The organism is Mesorhizobium sp. 10J20-29, assembly GCF_054130485.1.
Window position 1 is genome coordinate 4,070,821 of record NZ_CP199156.1, and the last position, 16,363, is coordinate 4,087,183.

The 16,363-nt window shown below is 66.6% G+C and carries 14 protein-coding genes; 8 read left to right on the plus strand and 6 right to left on the minus strand.

What is annotated here, in order from left to right:
• Window positions 1-156 precede the first annotated feature (156 nt).
• The 6 genes from ACT2BZ_RS19500 (at window position 157) to lexA (ending at window position 6,397) form a co-directional block, all read left to right on the plus strand.
• Entirely contained in the window at window positions 157-2,046 is a 1,890-nt protein-coding gene (locus tag ACT2BZ_RS19500; RefSeq protein ID WP_457936992.1) for a peptidyl-prolyl cis-trans isomerase, read from the plus strand.
• Window positions 2,047-2,049: 3 nt separating this feature from the next.
• Window positions 2,050-3,060, plus strand: coding sequence for an anthranilate phosphoribosyltransferase (gene trpD, locus ACT2BZ_RS19505; RefSeq protein WP_457936993.1), 1,011 nt, complete (start codon window positions 2,050-2,052; stop codon window positions 3,058-3,060).
• Window positions 3,061-3,064: 4 nt separating this feature from the next.
• Window positions 3,065-3,877 carry an indole-3-glycerol phosphate synthase TrpC gene (trpC, locus tag ACT2BZ_RS19510; protein ID WP_457936995.1) on the plus strand — a complete coding sequence of 271 codons (813 nt, stop codon included), beginning with the start codon at window positions 3,065-3,067 and terminating at the stop codon, window positions 3,875-3,877.
• Window positions 3,878-3,881: 4 nt separating this feature from the next.
• Window positions 3,882-4,364: a cyclic pyranopterin monophosphate synthase MoaC gene (gene moaC / locus ACT2BZ_RS19515; protein WP_457936997.1), complete on the plus strand. Its 483-nt coding sequence runs from the start codon at window positions 3,882-3,884 to the stop codon at window positions 4,362-4,364.
• Between the two features lie 2 nt (window positions 4,365-4,366).
• On the plus strand, window positions 4,367-5,572 hold the full coding sequence (locus ACT2BZ_RS19520; RefSeq protein ID WP_457936998.1) for a molybdopterin molybdotransferase MoeA: 1,206 nt from the start codon (window positions 4,367-4,369) through the stop codon (window positions 5,570-5,572).
• Window positions 5,573-5,680: 108 nt separating this feature from the next.
• Entirely contained in the window at window positions 5,681-6,397 is a 717-nt protein-coding gene (gene lexA, locus ACT2BZ_RS19525; protein ID WP_457936999.1) for a transcriptional repressor LexA, read from the plus strand.
• Here lexA and ACT2BZ_RS19530 read toward each other — a convergent pair.
• Window positions 6,391-8,682 carry a ComEC/Rec2 family competence protein gene (locus ACT2BZ_RS19530; protein ID WP_457937000.1) on the minus strand — a complete coding sequence of 764 codons (2,292 nt, stop codon included), beginning with the start codon at window positions 8,680-8,682 and terminating at the stop codon, window positions 6,391-6,393. The genes lexA and ACT2BZ_RS19530 overlap by 7 nt on opposite strands.
• A gap of 347 nt (window positions 8,683-9,029) precedes the next feature.
• Between ACT2BZ_RS19530 and gltX the strand changes: the two genes are divergently transcribed.
• Entirely contained in the window at window positions 9,030-10,454 is a 1,425-nt protein-coding gene (gene gltX, locus ACT2BZ_RS19535) for a glutamate--tRNA ligase (RefSeq protein WP_457937002.1), read from the plus strand.
• 156 nt (window positions 10,455-10,610) lie between these two features.
• Window positions 10,611-11,894 (plus strand): citrate synthase, encoded by a 1,284-nt coding sequence (gltA, locus tag ACT2BZ_RS19540; RefSeq protein WP_457937004.1) that lies wholly within the window; start codon window positions 10,611-10,613, stop codon window positions 11,892-11,894.
• Between the two features lie 62 nt (window positions 11,895-11,956).
• On the opposite strand, the gene lpxB is transcribed toward gltA, so the two are convergent.
• From lpxB to lpxD, 5 genes are read right to left on the minus strand one after another with little or no spacing between them, the layout of a single operon-like run.
• The gene (lpxB, locus tag ACT2BZ_RS19545) at window positions 11,957-13,123 is read right to left on the minus strand and encodes a lipid-A-disaccharide synthase (protein ID WP_457937006.1); all 1,167 of its coding nucleotides are present in this window, start codon (window positions 13,121-13,123) and stop codon (window positions 11,957-11,959) included.
• The gene (locus tag ACT2BZ_RS19550) at window positions 13,120-14,004 is read right to left on the minus strand and encodes an LpxI family protein (RefSeq protein ID WP_457937008.1); all 885 of its coding nucleotides are present in this window, start codon (window positions 14,002-14,004) and stop codon (window positions 13,120-13,122) included. Before ACT2BZ_RS19550 ends, lpxB begins: the two co-directional genes overlap by 4 nt.
• Window positions 13,991-14,821: an acyl-ACP--UDP-N-acetylglucosamine O-acyltransferase gene (gene lpxA / locus ACT2BZ_RS19555; RefSeq protein WP_457937010.1), complete on the minus strand. Its 831-nt coding sequence runs from the start codon at window positions 14,819-14,821 to the stop codon at window positions 13,991-13,993. Before lpxA ends, ACT2BZ_RS19550 begins: the two co-directional genes overlap by 14 nt.
• A 2-nt stretch (window positions 14,822-14,823) precedes the next feature.
• Entirely contained in the window at window positions 14,824-15,297 is a 474-nt protein-coding gene (gene fabZ / locus ACT2BZ_RS19560; RefSeq protein WP_457937011.1) for a 3-hydroxyacyl-ACP dehydratase FabZ, read from the minus strand.
• Window positions 15,290-16,342, minus strand: a complete 1,053-nt coding sequence (lpxD, locus tag ACT2BZ_RS19565) for a UDP-3-O-(3-hydroxymyristoyl)glucosamine N-acyltransferase (RefSeq protein WP_457937012.1) — start codon at window positions 16,340-16,342, stop codon at window positions 15,290-15,292. Before lpxD ends, fabZ begins: the two co-directional genes overlap by 8 nt.
• Window positions 16,343-16,363: the final 21 nt, after the last annotated feature.

The window sequence follows — 16,363 nt, forward strand, 5'->3', positions numbered from 1 at the left end:
ACCAAATACACGCCACAAAGCAATCGCGTCGGGGAGCAGGACCGGTCCAAAGGGCAGGTCCCAAAACGTCAAATGATTGCCCTTCGCGCTGAAGGGCGCTATTGCGCTCAATATCGAACTGCGCGCCGGACAAGGCGCGGCCAACCGGAATCTCACATGCTTGCTTCGCTGCGATCTGCTGCCGGAACCTGGGTAGCCAAACTCCTCCTTCTCCTGCTCGTGCTGAGTTTTGCCGTCTGGGGCATCTCCGGCCAGGTAGCCAACGGCTTCGGGGGCAACGCCGTCGTGACGGCGGGATCGACCAAGGTGGCGCCGATCGAGTACCGCCTGGCCTATGACCGCCAGCTCGCTGTCATGTCGCAGCAGTTCGGCACCCGACTCACCCGCGAACAGGCCCGGGCGCTCGGCATCGAGGACCAGGTGCTCGCACAGCTGGTCGCCGGAGCCGTGCTCGACGAGCAGGCGAGCGAACTGGGTCTCGGCCTGTCACAGGACAAGCTGGCCGCGCTGACCATGGATGATCCGGCCTTCCAGGGCCCGGACGGCCGCTTCAACCGCCAGCAGTTCGAATACGCGCTGCGCCAGATCGGCATGCGCCCGGACGACTATCTGAAGAACCGCGCGGATGTCGCCATCCGCCAGCAGATCGTCGAGGCCGTCTCGGACGGCATCGAGGCGCCCGATACCTTCCTGAAGGCCGTCGCGCTCTATCGCGGCGAGGACCGCACCGCCGAATTCATCGCCATTCCGAAGTCGCTGGTCGAGCCCGTCGAGACTCCCGGCGACGCCGTGCTCTCGACCTGGTTCGAGGAGCGCAAGGCCAACTACGCCGCGCCGGAATACCGCAAGATTTCCTACGTCACCCTGCTGCCGGAAAACATCGCCGACGAGGCGGCGATTTCGGACGAACAGGTCAAGGACGACTACGACTCCAACATCGCCCGCTTCACCACGCCCGAGACGCGCACCATCGAGCAGATCGTCTTTACCGATCAGGACACCGCACAGGCCGCACTCGATTCCATCAAGGCGGGTGCGACCTTCGATTCCATCGTGACGGCGCAGGGCAAGACGGCTTCCGACACGCTGCTTGGCACCTTCTCCAAGGACAAGGTTGCCGATCCGGCCGTGGCCGAGGCGGCCTTTGCGCTGCAGGCCAATGAAGTGAGCCCGATCGTCGACGGCGCATTCGGCCCGGTCCTGCTGCGCGTCACCGAGATCAATCCCGAGGTCGTACAGCCGTTTTCCGAAGCGGCCGCTGGCATCCGCAAGGACCTGGCGCTTGCCGAGGCAAACCGCGTCCTGCTGGACGTTCACGACCGCTACGAGGACAGCCGCGCCGCCGGCGAGACCCTGCGCGAGGCTGCCGGCAAGCTCGGTCTCGACGTGGTGACGATCGATGCGATCGACCGCGCTGCCCAGCGCCCCGACGGCACGGTGGTAAAGGACATTCCGCAGTCGAAGGATCTGCTCAGCGACGCCTTCGAGAGCGAGGTCGGCATCGAGAACAATGCGATCAACATCGGCAGCAACGGCTTCGTCTTCTACGAGGTCGACGAGATCACGCCGCGCCGCGAGCGTCCGCTTGACGAGGTCCGTGAAAAGGCCGTTGCCGACTGGCAGGCCGAGCAGGTCCAGGAGCGTCTTCAGGCAAAGGCCGCCGAGCTTGAAAAGCGGCTGAAGGACGGCGCCACGCTCGATTCGCTGGCGACGGAGCTGGCGCTCGAGAAGCAGACCAAGCGCGGCCTGAAGCGCGAATCCGACGACACCGATTTCGGCAAGGCCGGCGTTGCCGTCATCTTCGGCGTCGCCGAAGGCGGCGTCGGCGTGGTGCCCTCCCCGACCGGCGACGCTCAGCTCGTCTTCAAGGTCACCGAGGTCTTCGAGCCGGCCGGCGCGGACGCCAATGCGGTTCCCGAGGACGCGCGCAAATCCTTCGCCTCCGGCTTTGCCGACGACCTGCTCGACGAACTGGTCGCCAAGCTGCAGGCGCAGTACAGCGTCACGGTCAACCGCAGCGCCATCGAACAGGCGTTGGCGTTCTAGGCTATGGCCACGCTCAAGACACACATCGCGAAAGTCGCCGGCGGCGAGCCGCTCTCCTTCGAGGAATCGCGCGACGCCTTCGATATCATCATGTCCGGCGAGGCCACACCCGGCCAGATCGGCGGTTTCCTGATGGCGCTGCGCGTGCGCGGCGAGACGGTGGAGGAGATTTCCGGCGCGGTGGCGACGATGCGCGCCAAGATGCTGCCTGTTGCAGCACCCGCTGGCGCGATCGACATCGTCGGTACGGGCGGCGACGGCTCGCACAGCCTCAACATCTCGACTGCTGCGGCCTTCGTCATTGCCGGCGCCGGCGTGCCGGTCGCCAAGCATGGCAATCGCGGCCTGTCCTCGCAAACCGGTGCTGCCGACGTGCTGACCGGGCTCGGCGTCAAGCTCGAGCTCGAACCGAAGGCGATCGCACGCTGCATCGCAGAGGCAGGCATCGGCTTCATGTTCGCGCCCTCGCACCACCCGGCCATGCGCCATGTCGGCCCGACGCGCGTCGAACTCGGCACCCGCACCATTTTCAACCTGCTCGGTCCGCTTTCCAATCCCGCCGGCGTCACGCGCCAGATGGTCGGCGTCTTCTCGCCCGAATGGATCGAACCGGTGGCCGGCGCGCTGAAGGCGCTCGGCGCCGAGCGGGCCTGGGTGGCGCATGGCGACGGCTATGACGAGATCACCGCAACCGGCGAGACGCATGTCGCGGAACTGCGCGACGGCGAGATCAGCACTTTCACGCTGACGCCCGAGCAGTTCGGCCTGAAGCGGCACAGCAAGGACGATCTGCGCGGCGGCGACGCTGCCTACAATGCAGCCGCCCTGCGCGCCCTGCTCGACGGCGCCCCGGGCGCCTATCGCGACACCGTGCTGATGAATGCCGGCGCGGGCCTCGTCGTTGCCGGCAAGGCCGACGACCTCGCCCAGGGCATCGCGCTTGCCGCCGAGGCCATCGACAGCGGTGCGGCCCGGCAGGTTCTCGACCGTCTGGTCGCCGTATCGAACGGGTAGCCGCGTGGCCGATATCCTGAACAAGATCGAGGCCTACAAGCGCGACGAGATCGCCGCCGCCAAGCTGGCCGTGCCGCAGGCGGAAATCGCGGCGCGGGCGCGCGACGCCGAGCCGCCACGCGGATTTCTGGCAGCCCTCGAGGCGAAGCGCGCAGCCGGCGGTTTCGGCCTCATCGCAGAAATCAAGAAGGCGAGCCCGTCGAAAGGCCTGATCCGTGCCGATTTCGATCCGCCGGCGCTGGCCAGGGCCTATGCCAAAGGAGGCGCGGCCTGCCTTTCCGTGTTGACCGACCGCCCGTCCTTCCAGGGCGCGCCGGAATTCCTCACCGCCGCGCGCGACGCCACGACGCTGCCGGCGCTGCGCAAGGATTTTCTCTACGATACCTACCAGGTCCACGAGGCGCGCGCCTGGGGCGCCGACGCCATCCTGATCATCATGGCGAGCGTCGACGACGACACGGCGCGCCGTCTCGAAGACGCTGCTGAAGAGCTCGGTATGGATGCGCTGATCGAGGTGCACGACGAGGCCGAGACCGAGCGCGCGCTGGCGCTGCGCTCACGGCTCCTCGGCATCAACAACCGCAATCTGCGCACCTTCGGGACCTCGCTCGAAACCTGCGAGCGCCTTGCGAGGCTGGTACCCGCCGACCGGCACCTCGTCGGCGAGAGCGGCATCTTCAGCCACGACGACTGCCTGCGCCTCGAACGCTCCGGCATCGGCACCTTTCTCGTCGGCGAAAGCCTGATGCGGCAGGCCGACGTCACTGCCGCCACGCGCGCGCTGCTCGAGGGCGCGTCCGTCCCGGCCGGAACCTGACGCCATGGCCGGTGGGCTCACCCATATCGGCGCCGACGGCCAGGCCAACATGGTCGATGTCGGCGACAAGGCCGAGACGACCCGCACTGCCGTCGCCACCGGAACGGTAACCATGCAGCCGGCGACGCTGGCGATGATCCTCAAGGGCGACGCCAAGAAGGGCGACGTGCTCGGCGCGGCGCGCATTGCCGGCATCATGGCGGCCAAGCGCACGCATGAACTGATCCCGCTCTGCCATCCGCTGTTGCTGACCAAGGTCACCGTCGACATCGAGCCCGACGAGACGCTGCCCGGCCTGCGCGTGACGGCACTTGCCCGCGTGACCGGCAAGACCGGCGTCGAGATGGAGGCGCTGACCGCCGCCTCGATCGCCTGCCTTACGATTTACGACATGGCCAAGGCCGTCGACCGTGGCATGGTGATCTCCGGCATCCATCTCCTCGAAAAGACCGGCGGCAAGTCAGGCGACTACCGGGCCGGATCCTGACCATGGCTCTGGTTCCCGTCGCCGAGGCTCTGGAGCACATGCTCGCAGGCGTTGAGGCCGGGGCCACCGAAACCGTGGCGATTGGCGATGCGGCCGGTCGCGTGCTTGCCGCTCCCCTCTGTGCGCTGCGGACGCAACCGCCCTTCTCGGCCTCGGCGATGGACGGTTATGCCGTGCGCGCCGCCGATGTCGCTACCGTGCCGTCCCGCCTCCGGATAACCGGCACGGCGGCGGCCGGCCGGCTGTTTTCAGGTTCGGTCGGTGCCGGCGAGGCCGTTCGCATCTTCACCGGCGCGCCGGTGCCCGCCGGCGCCGACACCATCGCCATCCAGGAAAATGTCCGCACATCGGGCGACGACACCGTTGAGGTGCTCGAGAGCGTGGCGCGTGGCCGGCACATACGCCCCGTCGGCATGGATTTCTCCGAGGACGCGCCCCTTCTCGCGCAAGGGCGTCTTCTCGATCCCGCGGCATTATCGCTCGCGGCTTCCGCCAATCATGCCGCCGTTCCGGTTGTCCGGCGCCCGCTCGTCGCGCTGATTGCAACCGGCGACGAACTCCTGCCGCCTGGCAGCACGACCGGGCCGGACCAGATCATCGCCTCCAATTCCTTTGGCGTCGGCGCCATTGCCCGCCAGGCCGGCGCCGACGTTCTCGACCTCGGCATCGTGCCCGACCGCCTCGACCTGATCGAGGCGACGGTCGCCAGGGCGATTGCCGCCGGCGCCGATGTCGTCGTGACGCTCGGCGGCGCGTCCGTCGGCGACCATGATCTCGTGCATCGCGTACTGGTTGGCCTCGGCATGGAACTCGGCTTCTGGAAGATCGCCATGCGGCCGGGCAAGCCGCTCATGTACGGGCTGCTGGGCAGCACGCGCTGCCTTGGCCTGCCCGGCAATCCGGTCGCAAGTCTCGTCTGCTCGCACCTGTTCCTCAAGCCCCTGCTTTTGCGCCTCGGCGGCCGGCCGGTGCTCGACGACACGGTGGCAGCAACGTTGGCCGTCGACATGCCGGCCAACGACCTGCGCCAGGATTATGTGCGAGCAAGCATGGAGCGGAGCGCCACGGCAATCGCCGTCACGCCTTTCGCAGCCCAGGATTCTGCGATGCTGAAGGTTCTCGCCGACGCCGATTGCCTGTTGATCCGCGCGCCCTTCGCCCCGCCAGCCCGAGCCGGCGACCCCTGCCGCATCATCCCGTTACGCTGAACAAACCATCAACAGATTCATTAAAATTTAAACGGTTGCGGAACACAACTGGAACAGATAGTGTTTGTTCTGGTTTTGTTTGGGTTTTGATTCCCGGGGGACATGCGAATGCTGACGCGCAAGCAACACGATCTTCTTCTCTTCATCCATGAGCGGTTGAAGGAAGCCGGCATCCCTCCCTCCTTCGACGAGATGAAGGATGCTCTTGATCTGGCGTCGAAGTCGGGGATCCATCGCCTCATCACCGCTCTCGAAGAGCGCGGCTTCATCCGCCGCCTGCCCAACCGCGCCCGCGCGCTTGAAGTGCTTCGCCTGCCCGATTCCATCGCGCCTGGCCTGAATGCGGCGCGCAAGTTCTCGCCAAGCGTCATCCAGGGCAGCCTCGGCAAGCCGAAGCCCGACGCGCGCGATCGTTCGGCCAGCAACGACGACGATTCCTCCGCTGGCGTTTCCGTCCCAGTGATGGGCCGCATCGCGGCCGGCGTGCCGATCGACGCCATCCAGCACCAGACTCACGCGATCATGGTCCCGCCGGAGATGATTTCGGGCGGCAGTCACTACGCACTCGAGGTGCGCGGCGATTCGATGATCGAGGCCGGCATCTTCGACGGCGACACGGTCATCATCCGCAACGCCGACACCGCCAATCCGGGTGAGATCATCGTGGCGCTGGTCGACGACGAGGAAGCGACGCTCAAGCGGTTCCGCCGCAAGGGCGCCTCGATTGCGCTGGAGGCCGCCAACCCGGCCTACGAGACGCGCATCTTCGGTCCGGACCGGGTCCGCGTGCAGGGCAAGCTTGTCGGCCTGATCCGACGCTACTGATCCGGATCGTTCCGGCTGTCGGCTGACGCGCCTTCTGCCGCCGCCGGCCTGGTCCGGCTGTAAGGCGCCAGTCCCCTCGCCTCGCGCGAATAGCGTCGTTGCACATGCCAGGGGCGGTAAGGTCGCTTGATCGCGAATTCAATCTCCACGGTCGGCGCAAAATTCTCCCCGGTTGCGGCTTCGCTGTTCGACGCTTCGTTGCCGTCTGCCCTGGACCCGAACGTCACCGCCGCGCTGCCCAACTGCGCCAGATCGCGCTTGCCGACAACAAGGACATCGCTGCTGCGGCAGGGATCCCGCACCGTCGCGTCGTCGATCACCACGACACGCGCCAACCCGCAGGCTTCCGAGGCGCCGGACGGGTCCTTCGCATGCACGATTATGGCGCCAGACGCGTGTCGTGCCGCGCATGCCCTTTCGCTGCACACGAAACCCTGCGTCCCATTCGGCTGTCCGGCAAGCTGTTCGACCAGCCCGGCAACGCTTGCCGGCGCATCCTTCGCAACAACCGGTCCGACGATGGCGCCCGCCAGCATGGCGCGCTGCCAGTTTTCCGTTGTGAACGCGTTCGGTCGCGTCCGGTTGACCGCCATTCCGGCGTTGCCAGCGTCCAGTCCGACCAGGCGCCCATCTTCCGAGACAAGCAGGTCCGGCGCCTGTCCGGGCAGCGTCAGCAGGCCGGCGAGCAGCAGCGGGACCGCGGCCGCCCGCAGCCAGGTCGTGCAAACCGTCGCGATGACCAGAGCGGCCGTCAGCAGCGTCACGGACAGCCCCGACACCGGGCCGACGACGTCTATCGGCGAGCGCTCTGAAAACCAGCGGGCGATGGCGACCGTTGCGGACAGGCCCAAGCCCATCACGTCGAAGAAGGGACCATCGAGCCCGAACGGCATGGCCAGCGTGCCAAGCACGGCAAACGGCATCACCAGTGTCGAGACGATGGGCATGGCCGCAAGGTTGGTGAACAGCCCGAGCGATGGCATCTGCTGGAAATGATAGGCCGCATAGATGGCCGTTGCCCCGCCGGCGACCAGCGAGGTCATCGCAAGTCCGGCTGTCGCTGCGGTCGCCATGCCGAACCCCCGCAGGATCAGCGGCCTGTCTGTTTGCGTCCTTGCGGGCCGGCGCAGCCGGTACTCCGCCCATGCCGCGTAGGCTCCGACCAGCGCAGCGGTGGCGGCAAACGACATCTGGAAGCTTGGCCCCGCCACCTCGTGCGGCGAGACGGCGATGACCACGATGGCCGAGATGGCGAGGTTGCGCATCGTCAGCGCGGCACGGTCGAACAGCACTGCCGTCAGCATCACCGCCAGCATGATGAAACTGCGCTGCGCGGCGACCTCTGCGCCCGAAATGAACAGGTAGGCAGCGATCCCCGCGATGGCGACGGCGGCGGCATATTTCTTCACCGGCCGGCGCGACGAGAAACCCGGAAACAGCGCAAAGGCGCCCCGCAACAGGCCCATGATGGTGCCGGCCACCAGCGCCATATGCAGGCCGGAGATCGAGATGATGTGGTAGATGCCGGCCCGCCGCAGCGCCTCGTTGACGTCGTCGGGAATACCGGCGCGCACGCCGACCACAAGGGCAGCGGCGATCTCTCCCTCCGCGCCCCCGATCCGCTCGGCAATATGCGCCGCGGCCGCCGCACGCCAGCCCTCGACCATGGCCCGCATCCGCGCGGCAAGCCCAGCTGCTGCAGGGTTCGCGGTCAGAACCGGTCCGCGCAGGAAGAAGCCGCTCGCGCCATTGCCGTCGAAATAGCTCCGGAACGAGAAGTCGTAGCTGCCCGGCCGGACAGGCCCCGTCGGCGGCATCAGGCGTACCAGTCCGGTGATCTCGGTGCCGGGAACGATGTCGTCGCCGACAGTGCGGGCCGACACGCGCACCTGGTCGGGCGCGTAACGGAGTACCGGGCGCTCCGTGCGGGTCACCGAGACCGTCAGCCTGTCCCGCCCCGTGGCCATGTGCTCGATGGCCACGAGCCTGCCCGTCAGCTGCGTCGTCACCTCGGCGCCAAGCATCCTGGTGTCGGCGCGCCAGGTCTCCGCCTTGCCGGCAAGCGCGCCGACGACTGCCAGCAGCAGCGCTGCCAGCGCCAGATTGACCGGCGGATGTGACCGGCTGGCCATGACCAGCAAGGCCAGGCATGCGGCCGAGATGGCAAGCGGCGCTGCGGATGGCTCGTGACCGGCTGCGAAATAGACCAGCGCACCGGCCGCCATGAATACCGGCGCGAGAACGAAGGCGATGCCGCGGTCGAGTTCCGTAGCAGCCGCCTGCATGATTCCCCGAAACTGCGGCGATCGTGGCAGCAGACGCGTGCGCGGCGCTGCATCGGCAACGGTCTTTCCGAAAATCGCCGGAACATTAATGCCCGAAGCCGGGTGCGCGGAAGGCAGGTTCGCCGCCGGCAAGCCGACGGCAGGCATGCCGGATACCCCGCCTGCCGCGGCAAACATCCTCCGTTCACTGACGTTCTCAGGCGAAACTTCATCCGCCATAACGCGCCCTGCCCGTCTGCCCGCCTCTTGCACCAGAGGCGACCTATGCTACATGAACGCCAGCCTTGCGCACCAGTGGTGCGAAACTCCAGCATGTCCGCGCCCGCGGACGCCTCCCCGGGAGAAATATGTCAGACGCCGTCGTCACCCGTTTTGCCCCCTCGCCCACCGGTTTCCTGCATATCGGCGGCGCGCGCACGGCGCTGTTCAACTGGCTCTATTCGCGCCACACCAAGGGCAAGATGCTGCTGCGCATCGAGGACACCGATCGGCAGCGCTCGACCGATGCGGCCACCGCCGCCATTCTCGACGGTATGACCTGGCTCGGCCTCGATTGGGAAGGGGAACACGTTTCGCAGTTCGCACGCGCCGACCGCCACCGCGAAGTCGCGGAGGAACTGGTGCGGCTGGGCAAGGCCTATCCCTGCTATGCGTCGTCGGAAGAACTCACCGAAATGCGCGAGAAGGCCCGCGCCGAGGGTCGGCCGCCGCGCTATGATGGCCGCTGGCGCGACCGCGACCCGTCGGAGGCCCCGGCAGGCGTCAGCCCGGCAATCCGCATCAAGGCGCCCACCGACGGCGAGACAACGGTGCGCGACAGGGTCCAAGGCGACGTGAGGTTTCCCAACAAGGACCTCGACGATTTCATCATCCTGCGGTCGGACGGTGTCCCAACCTACATGCATGCCGTCGTGGTCGACGACCACGACATGGGTGTCACCCACATCATCCGCGGCGACGACCACCTCACCAACGCGGCGCGCCAGCAGATCATCTACGATGCCATGGGCTGGGACATCCCGGTCATGGCGCATATCCCGCTGATCCATGGTGCCGACGGCGCGAAGCTGTCCAAGCGCCACGGCGCGCTCGGCGTCGATGCCTACCGCGCCATGGGCTACCTGCCCGTGGCCCTGCTCAACTATCTGGCGCGGCTCGGCTGGAGCCATGGCGACGACGAGGTGATGAGCCTCGAAGACATGATCCGCTGGTTCGAGATCGAGGACGTCAACAAGGGTGCCGCGCGCTTCGACTTCGCCAAGCTCGAGGCGCTGAACGGGCTGCACATGCGCCGCATGGACAACGCCGAACTGCTCGACATCTTCGAACGCACCCTTCCCCATCTGGAAAACGGCGCGCTGATCGCCGACAACATGAGCGAAACCCGCCGTGCGCAGCTGCTGGCCGCCATGCCCGGTCTGAAGGAGCGCGCCAAGACGCTGGTCGAACTCGCCGACGGCGCCGCCTTTCTCTTCGCGCAGCGTCCGCTGGCGCTCGACGAGAAGGCCGCCACTTTGCTCGGCGAGCCCTCGCGCCCTATCCTGGCTGGTGCGCTCAAGGCGCTCGAAGCCGTCACGGACGACTGGTCGCCGGCGGCAACGGAAGCGGCGATCCGCGCCTTTGCCGAACAGGGCGGCCACAAGCTCGGAGCCGTCGCACAGCCTTTGCGTGCTGCCCTTACGGGCAGGGCCACCTCGCCCGGCGTATTCGACGTGCTCGGTGTGCTCGGTCGGGAAGAAAGTCTGGCGCGGATTTCGGATCAAATCGATTAGGACAATCTTGCTGCCCTAACCCATCTTGAAACCTGCCTTTCGCGGTGCAACATAGTGTGATTGAAGACAATTCGCCGCTCGCGCGGCAACGCCGACAAGGGTTTGGATGACGAGTTTAGACCGGACGATGATTGCTTTTGGCCAAGGGAGTTTGCGATGACGACTGCGAAACTGGAATATGCGGGCAAGTCCCACGAACTGAAGGTTCGCAGCGGATCGGTCGGGCCAGAGGTCATCGACATCGGCGCGCTTTATGCGACAACCGGCGCCTTCACCTACGACCCCGGCTTCACCTCCACGGCGAGCTGCGAATCGGCCATCACCTTCATCGACGGTGACGCCGGCATCCTGCTGCATCGCGGCTATCCCATCGACCAGCTGGCCGAGCACGGCGACTTCCTCGAGGTCTGCTACCTGCTGCTCTACGGCGAACTGCCGACCAAGGCCCAGAAGGACGATTTCGACTACCGTGTGACGCGCCACACAATGGTTCACGAGCAGATGTCGCGCTTCTTCACCGGCTTCCGCCGCGACGCCCACCCGATGGCCGTCATGTGCGGCGTGGTCGGCGCCCTGTCGGCCTTCTACCACGACTCGACCGACATCTCGGATCCATACCAGCGCATGGTCGCCTCGATGCGCCTGATCGCCAAGATGCCGACGATAGCGGCCATGGCCTACAAGTATCACATCGGCCAGCCCTTCATTTACCCGAAGAACGAACTCGGCTTCGCCGCCAACTTCCTGCACATGTGCTTCGCCGTGCCGTGCGAGGAGTACAAGGTCAATCCGGTGCTGGCGCGCGCCATGGAGCGCATCTTCATCCTGCACGCCGACCATGAGCAGAACGCTTCGACCTCGACGGTCCGGCTCGCCGGCTCCTCGGGCGCGAACCCGTTTGCCTGCATTGCGGCCGGCATTGCCTGCCTGTGGGGCCCGGCGCATGGCGGCGCCAACGAGGCTGCGCTCAACATGCTGAGCGAGATCGGCCATGTCGATCACATCCCGGAGTTCATCGCCCGTGCCAAGGACAAGAACGATCCGTTCCGCCTGATGGGTTTCGGCCACCGCGTCTACAAGAACTACGACCCGCGCGCCAAGATCATGCAGAAGACGGCGCACGAGGTTCTGGGCGAGCTCGGCATCAAGGACGATCCGATGCTCGACATCGCCATGGAGCTCGAAAAGATCGCCCTGACGGACGAGTACTTCATCCAGAAGAAGCTCTACCCCAACGTCGATTTTTATTCCGGCATCACGCTGAAGGCGCTGGGCTTCCCGACCACCATGTTCACCGTGCTGTTTGCCGTCGCGCGCACCGTCGGCTGGATCGCGCAGTGGAAGGAAATGATCGAGGACCCGCACCAGAAGATCGGCCGCCCGCGCCAGCTCTACACGGGCTCCCCCGAGCGCGACTACGTTCCGATCGCCAAGCGCTAGGACCGACTGCGGCCGGGCGACGACGCGTCGCTCGGCCGCAAGCCTGCTCTCGGACCAGAGGACTAGAGCTTGCGCCTGATCTGCCCGAGCACGGCCTCGGCGGCGATTTCGCCGGCCGGCCGCTCGGTCGCCATGCGGCGCACCACTTCCGCGAAACCCTGCTTCTGCCAGGCGCGCGCCGGCGTATCGTCGAGCAGCGCCTCGAGCCAGCGTGCGAGCATGCGTGGCCGCACGTAACCGTTGAAGAATTCCGGCGCCACCGGCCGGTCGGCGATCAGGTTGGGCAGCAGCGCCGACCATGTCGTGATCAGCCCGCTCGCCAGTCGCGCGATCCGGTCGAGCTTGTAGCACGAGACCAGCGGCACGCCCGCCAGCGCCAGTTCCAAAGATACCGTGCCCGATGCGATCAGCGCCGCATCGGCTTCGCCAAAAGCCCGCCACTTCTCCTCGGTGCCGGTCACCAGAGTCGGCTTCTCTTCCCAGCCCGCAACGGCGCTTTCCACCATGTCGACCACATGCGGCACCGTCGGTAGCACGAGACGCAGATCGCGACCGCGCTGCCTGAGGATCGAAACCGTTTCGCCGAACGGCTCGATCAGCCGCTTGACCTCGCCGCGGCGCGAGCCGGGCAGGACGAGCAGCGTCTTCTGCCGGGTCTCAGAAGGCTCGCGGGAAGCTGCCTGTGCCGCGGCCGCCCCGCGCAAGCCAGGATCGCTGGTCAACCGGTGCCCGACATAGGTGCCCGGCGGTCCGCCGAGGCGCTCGAGTTCGGCGACCTCGAAGGGCAGGATGCACAGGATGCGGTCGACATAAGGCTTCATGGCCGGCGCGCGGCCAGGCCGCCAGGCCCATACGCTCGGACAGATGTAGTGCACGATCGGGATGTAGGGATTGGCCGCCCTCACCTTCCTCGCCACACGCAGCGTGAAGTCGGGACTGTCGATGGTGATCAGGCAGTCGGGAGCCTCGCTCGCAATGCTGCTCGCGGTCTGGCCGATGCGGCGTATCAGCCGCGGCAGGTCGCGCAGCACCGCCGAAACGCCCATCAGTGCGATATCGCCGGCATCGAACAGCGGCTTCAGGCCCAGTTCCTGCAGGTGCCGGCCGCCGACGCCGACGAGCTTGATCTCGCGGCCCGTCGCGACGCGCAACGCCGTGACGATGTCGGCGCCAAGCAGGTCGCCGGATTCCTCGCCGGCCACGATCGCGATCTTCAGCGCGCCGCTCATCGGCCGTCTTCCCGAGCCAGGCCGATGACAAACATGCCGCACCGGTCAGCCTCCTCGACGACCTTGCCGAAGTCGACTACCAGCGAGTGTCCCGCCTCGACCGCGATCCCGGCAAGACCGGCCTCGTGGGCCGCTCTGACCGTCTGCGGCCCGATCGTGGGCAGGTCGAGCCTCTCTTCCTGGTCCGGCTTGGCGCACTTCGCCAGCACGCCGCGCTTGCGGCCGGCGATGCGTCCATGCGACCGCAGACCCTTGACCCGCTCCAGCAGCCCCTCGGTCCCCTCGATGCCCTCGAGCGCGATGGCGCGGCCACCGACGGCTACGGCAGCCTGGCCGATGTCGAGCAGGCCGATGGCGAGCGCGGCTTCTTCGGCTGCCCGTATGTCAGCGAAATCGGCCTTGGTCGGCGCGACCCTCGTCATGCTGCCCGCCTTTGCCAGCAGGTCTGGCATGATCTGGTGCGCCCCAAGCACCTTGATCCCCTGCCCCTCCACCACGCCTGCGATCGTGCGAAGCAGACCGTCGTCGCCGCGTTTCAGCGCCATCAGGGCGCGTGGAATGAAGGTCAGGAAGGCGAATGTCAGCTTCAGGTCGCGCAGCCTCGGCCGTCGGCCGATGCCGCCCGCAAATACCGCATGGGTGACCTTGCGCCGCCGCAACAGCGGCAGGAAGCCGGGAAATTCTTCGAGCGCTATCGTCTCGTGATCGAATTCGGAAAGCTCCGGCGCCGCCTCACCCTCCACCATCACGACCAACGGAGGGATGCCTTGATCACGCAGGTGCTTTGCGAGGTCGATCGGCAACTGGCCGCTCCCGGCGACGATCGCGATTGTGTCGCCGGGCTGCAGGAGTGGGTGGCTCGCCTGCTCAGTCCTCGCCATCGGCGTCGTCGTCGCTGGGTCGGCCGATGCGTGGCACCGAATAATGCCGCTTCTCGCGATTGCTGAGGAAATCGATGATCTCGCGCGCCGCAGGCGACTCGCCGAAGGCTGTCCTTGCCCGTTCCAGGTTTTCGCTCACCGGGTGATCGCGATCGAAGATCATCTTGTAGGCGGCGCGTGCCGCCTGGATCTCGGCGCGCGGCATGCCGGAGCGCCGCATGCCGATGATGTTCAGGCCGCGCAGCGAACCGTTGTTTCCCTGCAGCATGCCATAGGGAATGACATCGCCGAAGACCTTTGCGGCACCGCCGATAAAGGCGTGGTGGCCGATCCGGCAGAACTGGTGAACCGCGCTCAGCCCGCCGAAGATGACGGAATCGCCGATCGTCACATGGCCGCCCAGGGTCGCGAGGTTTGCCATCGTGATGTTGTTGCCGAGCTTGCAGTCATGCGCGACGTGCACATAGGCAAGGAAGTTGCCGTTGTCGCCGATGGTGGTCGCGCCGCGGCTGGTGTCGGTGCCGCGATGCATCGTCACGCCTTCGCGAATCGTCGTGTTGCGGCCGATCTCCAGCGTCGTGCGGCCGCCCGTGTGCTTGGTGTTCTGGGGGGCAGCCCCCAGCACGGCCGTCGGATAGACGACACTGTCCTGGCCAAGCGACGTCGCTCCCAGGATCGACACGTGGCTGATCAGCTCGACGCCGTCGCCGATGACAGCCTCGGACGAGACACTGCAGAACGGGCCGATCTTGACCCCGGTGCCGAGTTCGGCGCCCGGCTCCACCACGGCCATGGGATGAATTGACGTTGCCGGCATGGCTACTGCGCTTCTTCGGCCGGCACCAGCATGGCTGAGATCTGCGCCTCGGCGACCTTGCCGCCATCGACGATCGCCTCGCAGGCGAAGCGCCAGATATTGCCGCGGTTCTTGACCTTCTTGACGTGGATTTCGAGGCGGTCGCCGGGAACCACCGGCTTGCGGAACTTGGCATCGTCGATGGTCATGAAATAGACCAGCGACGGCTTGTCGTTCGACTTGTTGAAGATGCAGATGGCGCCGGCCGTCTGCGCCATGGCCTCGACGATCAGCACGCCGGGCATCACCGGCTGTTCGGGGAAGTGCCCCTGGAAGTGCGGCTCGTTGACGGTGACGTTCTTGATGCCGATCGCCGAATTGTCGCCGTCGATCTCGATGATCTTGTCGACCAGCAGAAACGGATAGCGGTGAGGCAGCAGCTTCATCAGCGTCATGATGTCCATCGACTGCAGGGTCGATGCGGCTGTTTCAGCCATGAGGGTCTCCCTTTCGCGCTTTGGCCAATGTCTTTATCGCAGCCACCTGGCGAAAGAAATCGCGCATTGGCATGGCTGGGGCGCCGGCCCAGCGCTCGCCGTCCGGAATGTCGTTCATGACGCCCGATGCCGCCGCTATCTGGACACGGGAACCGATGGTCACGTGGTCGGCCAGCCCGACACGGCCACCCAGCATCACCCCGTCGCCCAGCGTCACCGATCCCGACAGGCCGCAATGCCCGGCAATGATGCAGCCGCGGCCGATGCGGACATTGTGGGCGACCTGCACGAGGTTGTCGATCTTGGTCCCCTCACCGATCACCGTATCGGCCATTGCGCCGCGGTCGACCGTCGTGTTGGTGCCGATCTCGACATTGTCCTGGATCACCACGCGGCCGATCTGCGGCATGCGCTCGGGCCCGGCGGCGCCGCCGACGAAGCCGAACCCGTCCTGGCCGATCATCGCACCGCCATGCACGATGACCCTGTCGCCGATCAGCGCGTACTGGATGCAGGCCGAGGGGCCGACGTAGCAGTTGCGGCCAACCTGGCAGTTTCGACCGATGATGGCGTTGGGCGCGATGATGGTGCCGGAACCGATCGAAGCACCCGCCGCGATCACGGCGCCGGCTTCGACGACGGCACCCTCTTCGATATGCGCCGAGGGGTCGATATGGGCACGCGGCGAAACACCGGTCTCGCCGGTCAGCGCATGCGGTGAAGCGGCCGCCGGAAACAACAGCCGCCCGATGGCAGCGAAAGCTGCCTGCGGCCGCGCAGCGACCAGCACGGCGACGCTCGCGGGCACGCTATCGGCAATGTCGCTGGTGCACAGCACGGCTGCGGCGCGGATCGAGGCTGCGAGGCCGGCATTACGCCGCCCCTCGAGATAGACCAGGTGGCCCTCCCGGCCATCCGTGGCGGAGGCGATGCCCGAAATCTCGACCTCGCCCCTGGCGGGATCGATGAGCGACGCGCCGGTCAGATTCGCGACCTCAATCGCCGAATACCGGCGTGTCGGCACGAAAAACACCGGGTCAGTCATACGGGGTCAATATCCAGTAGG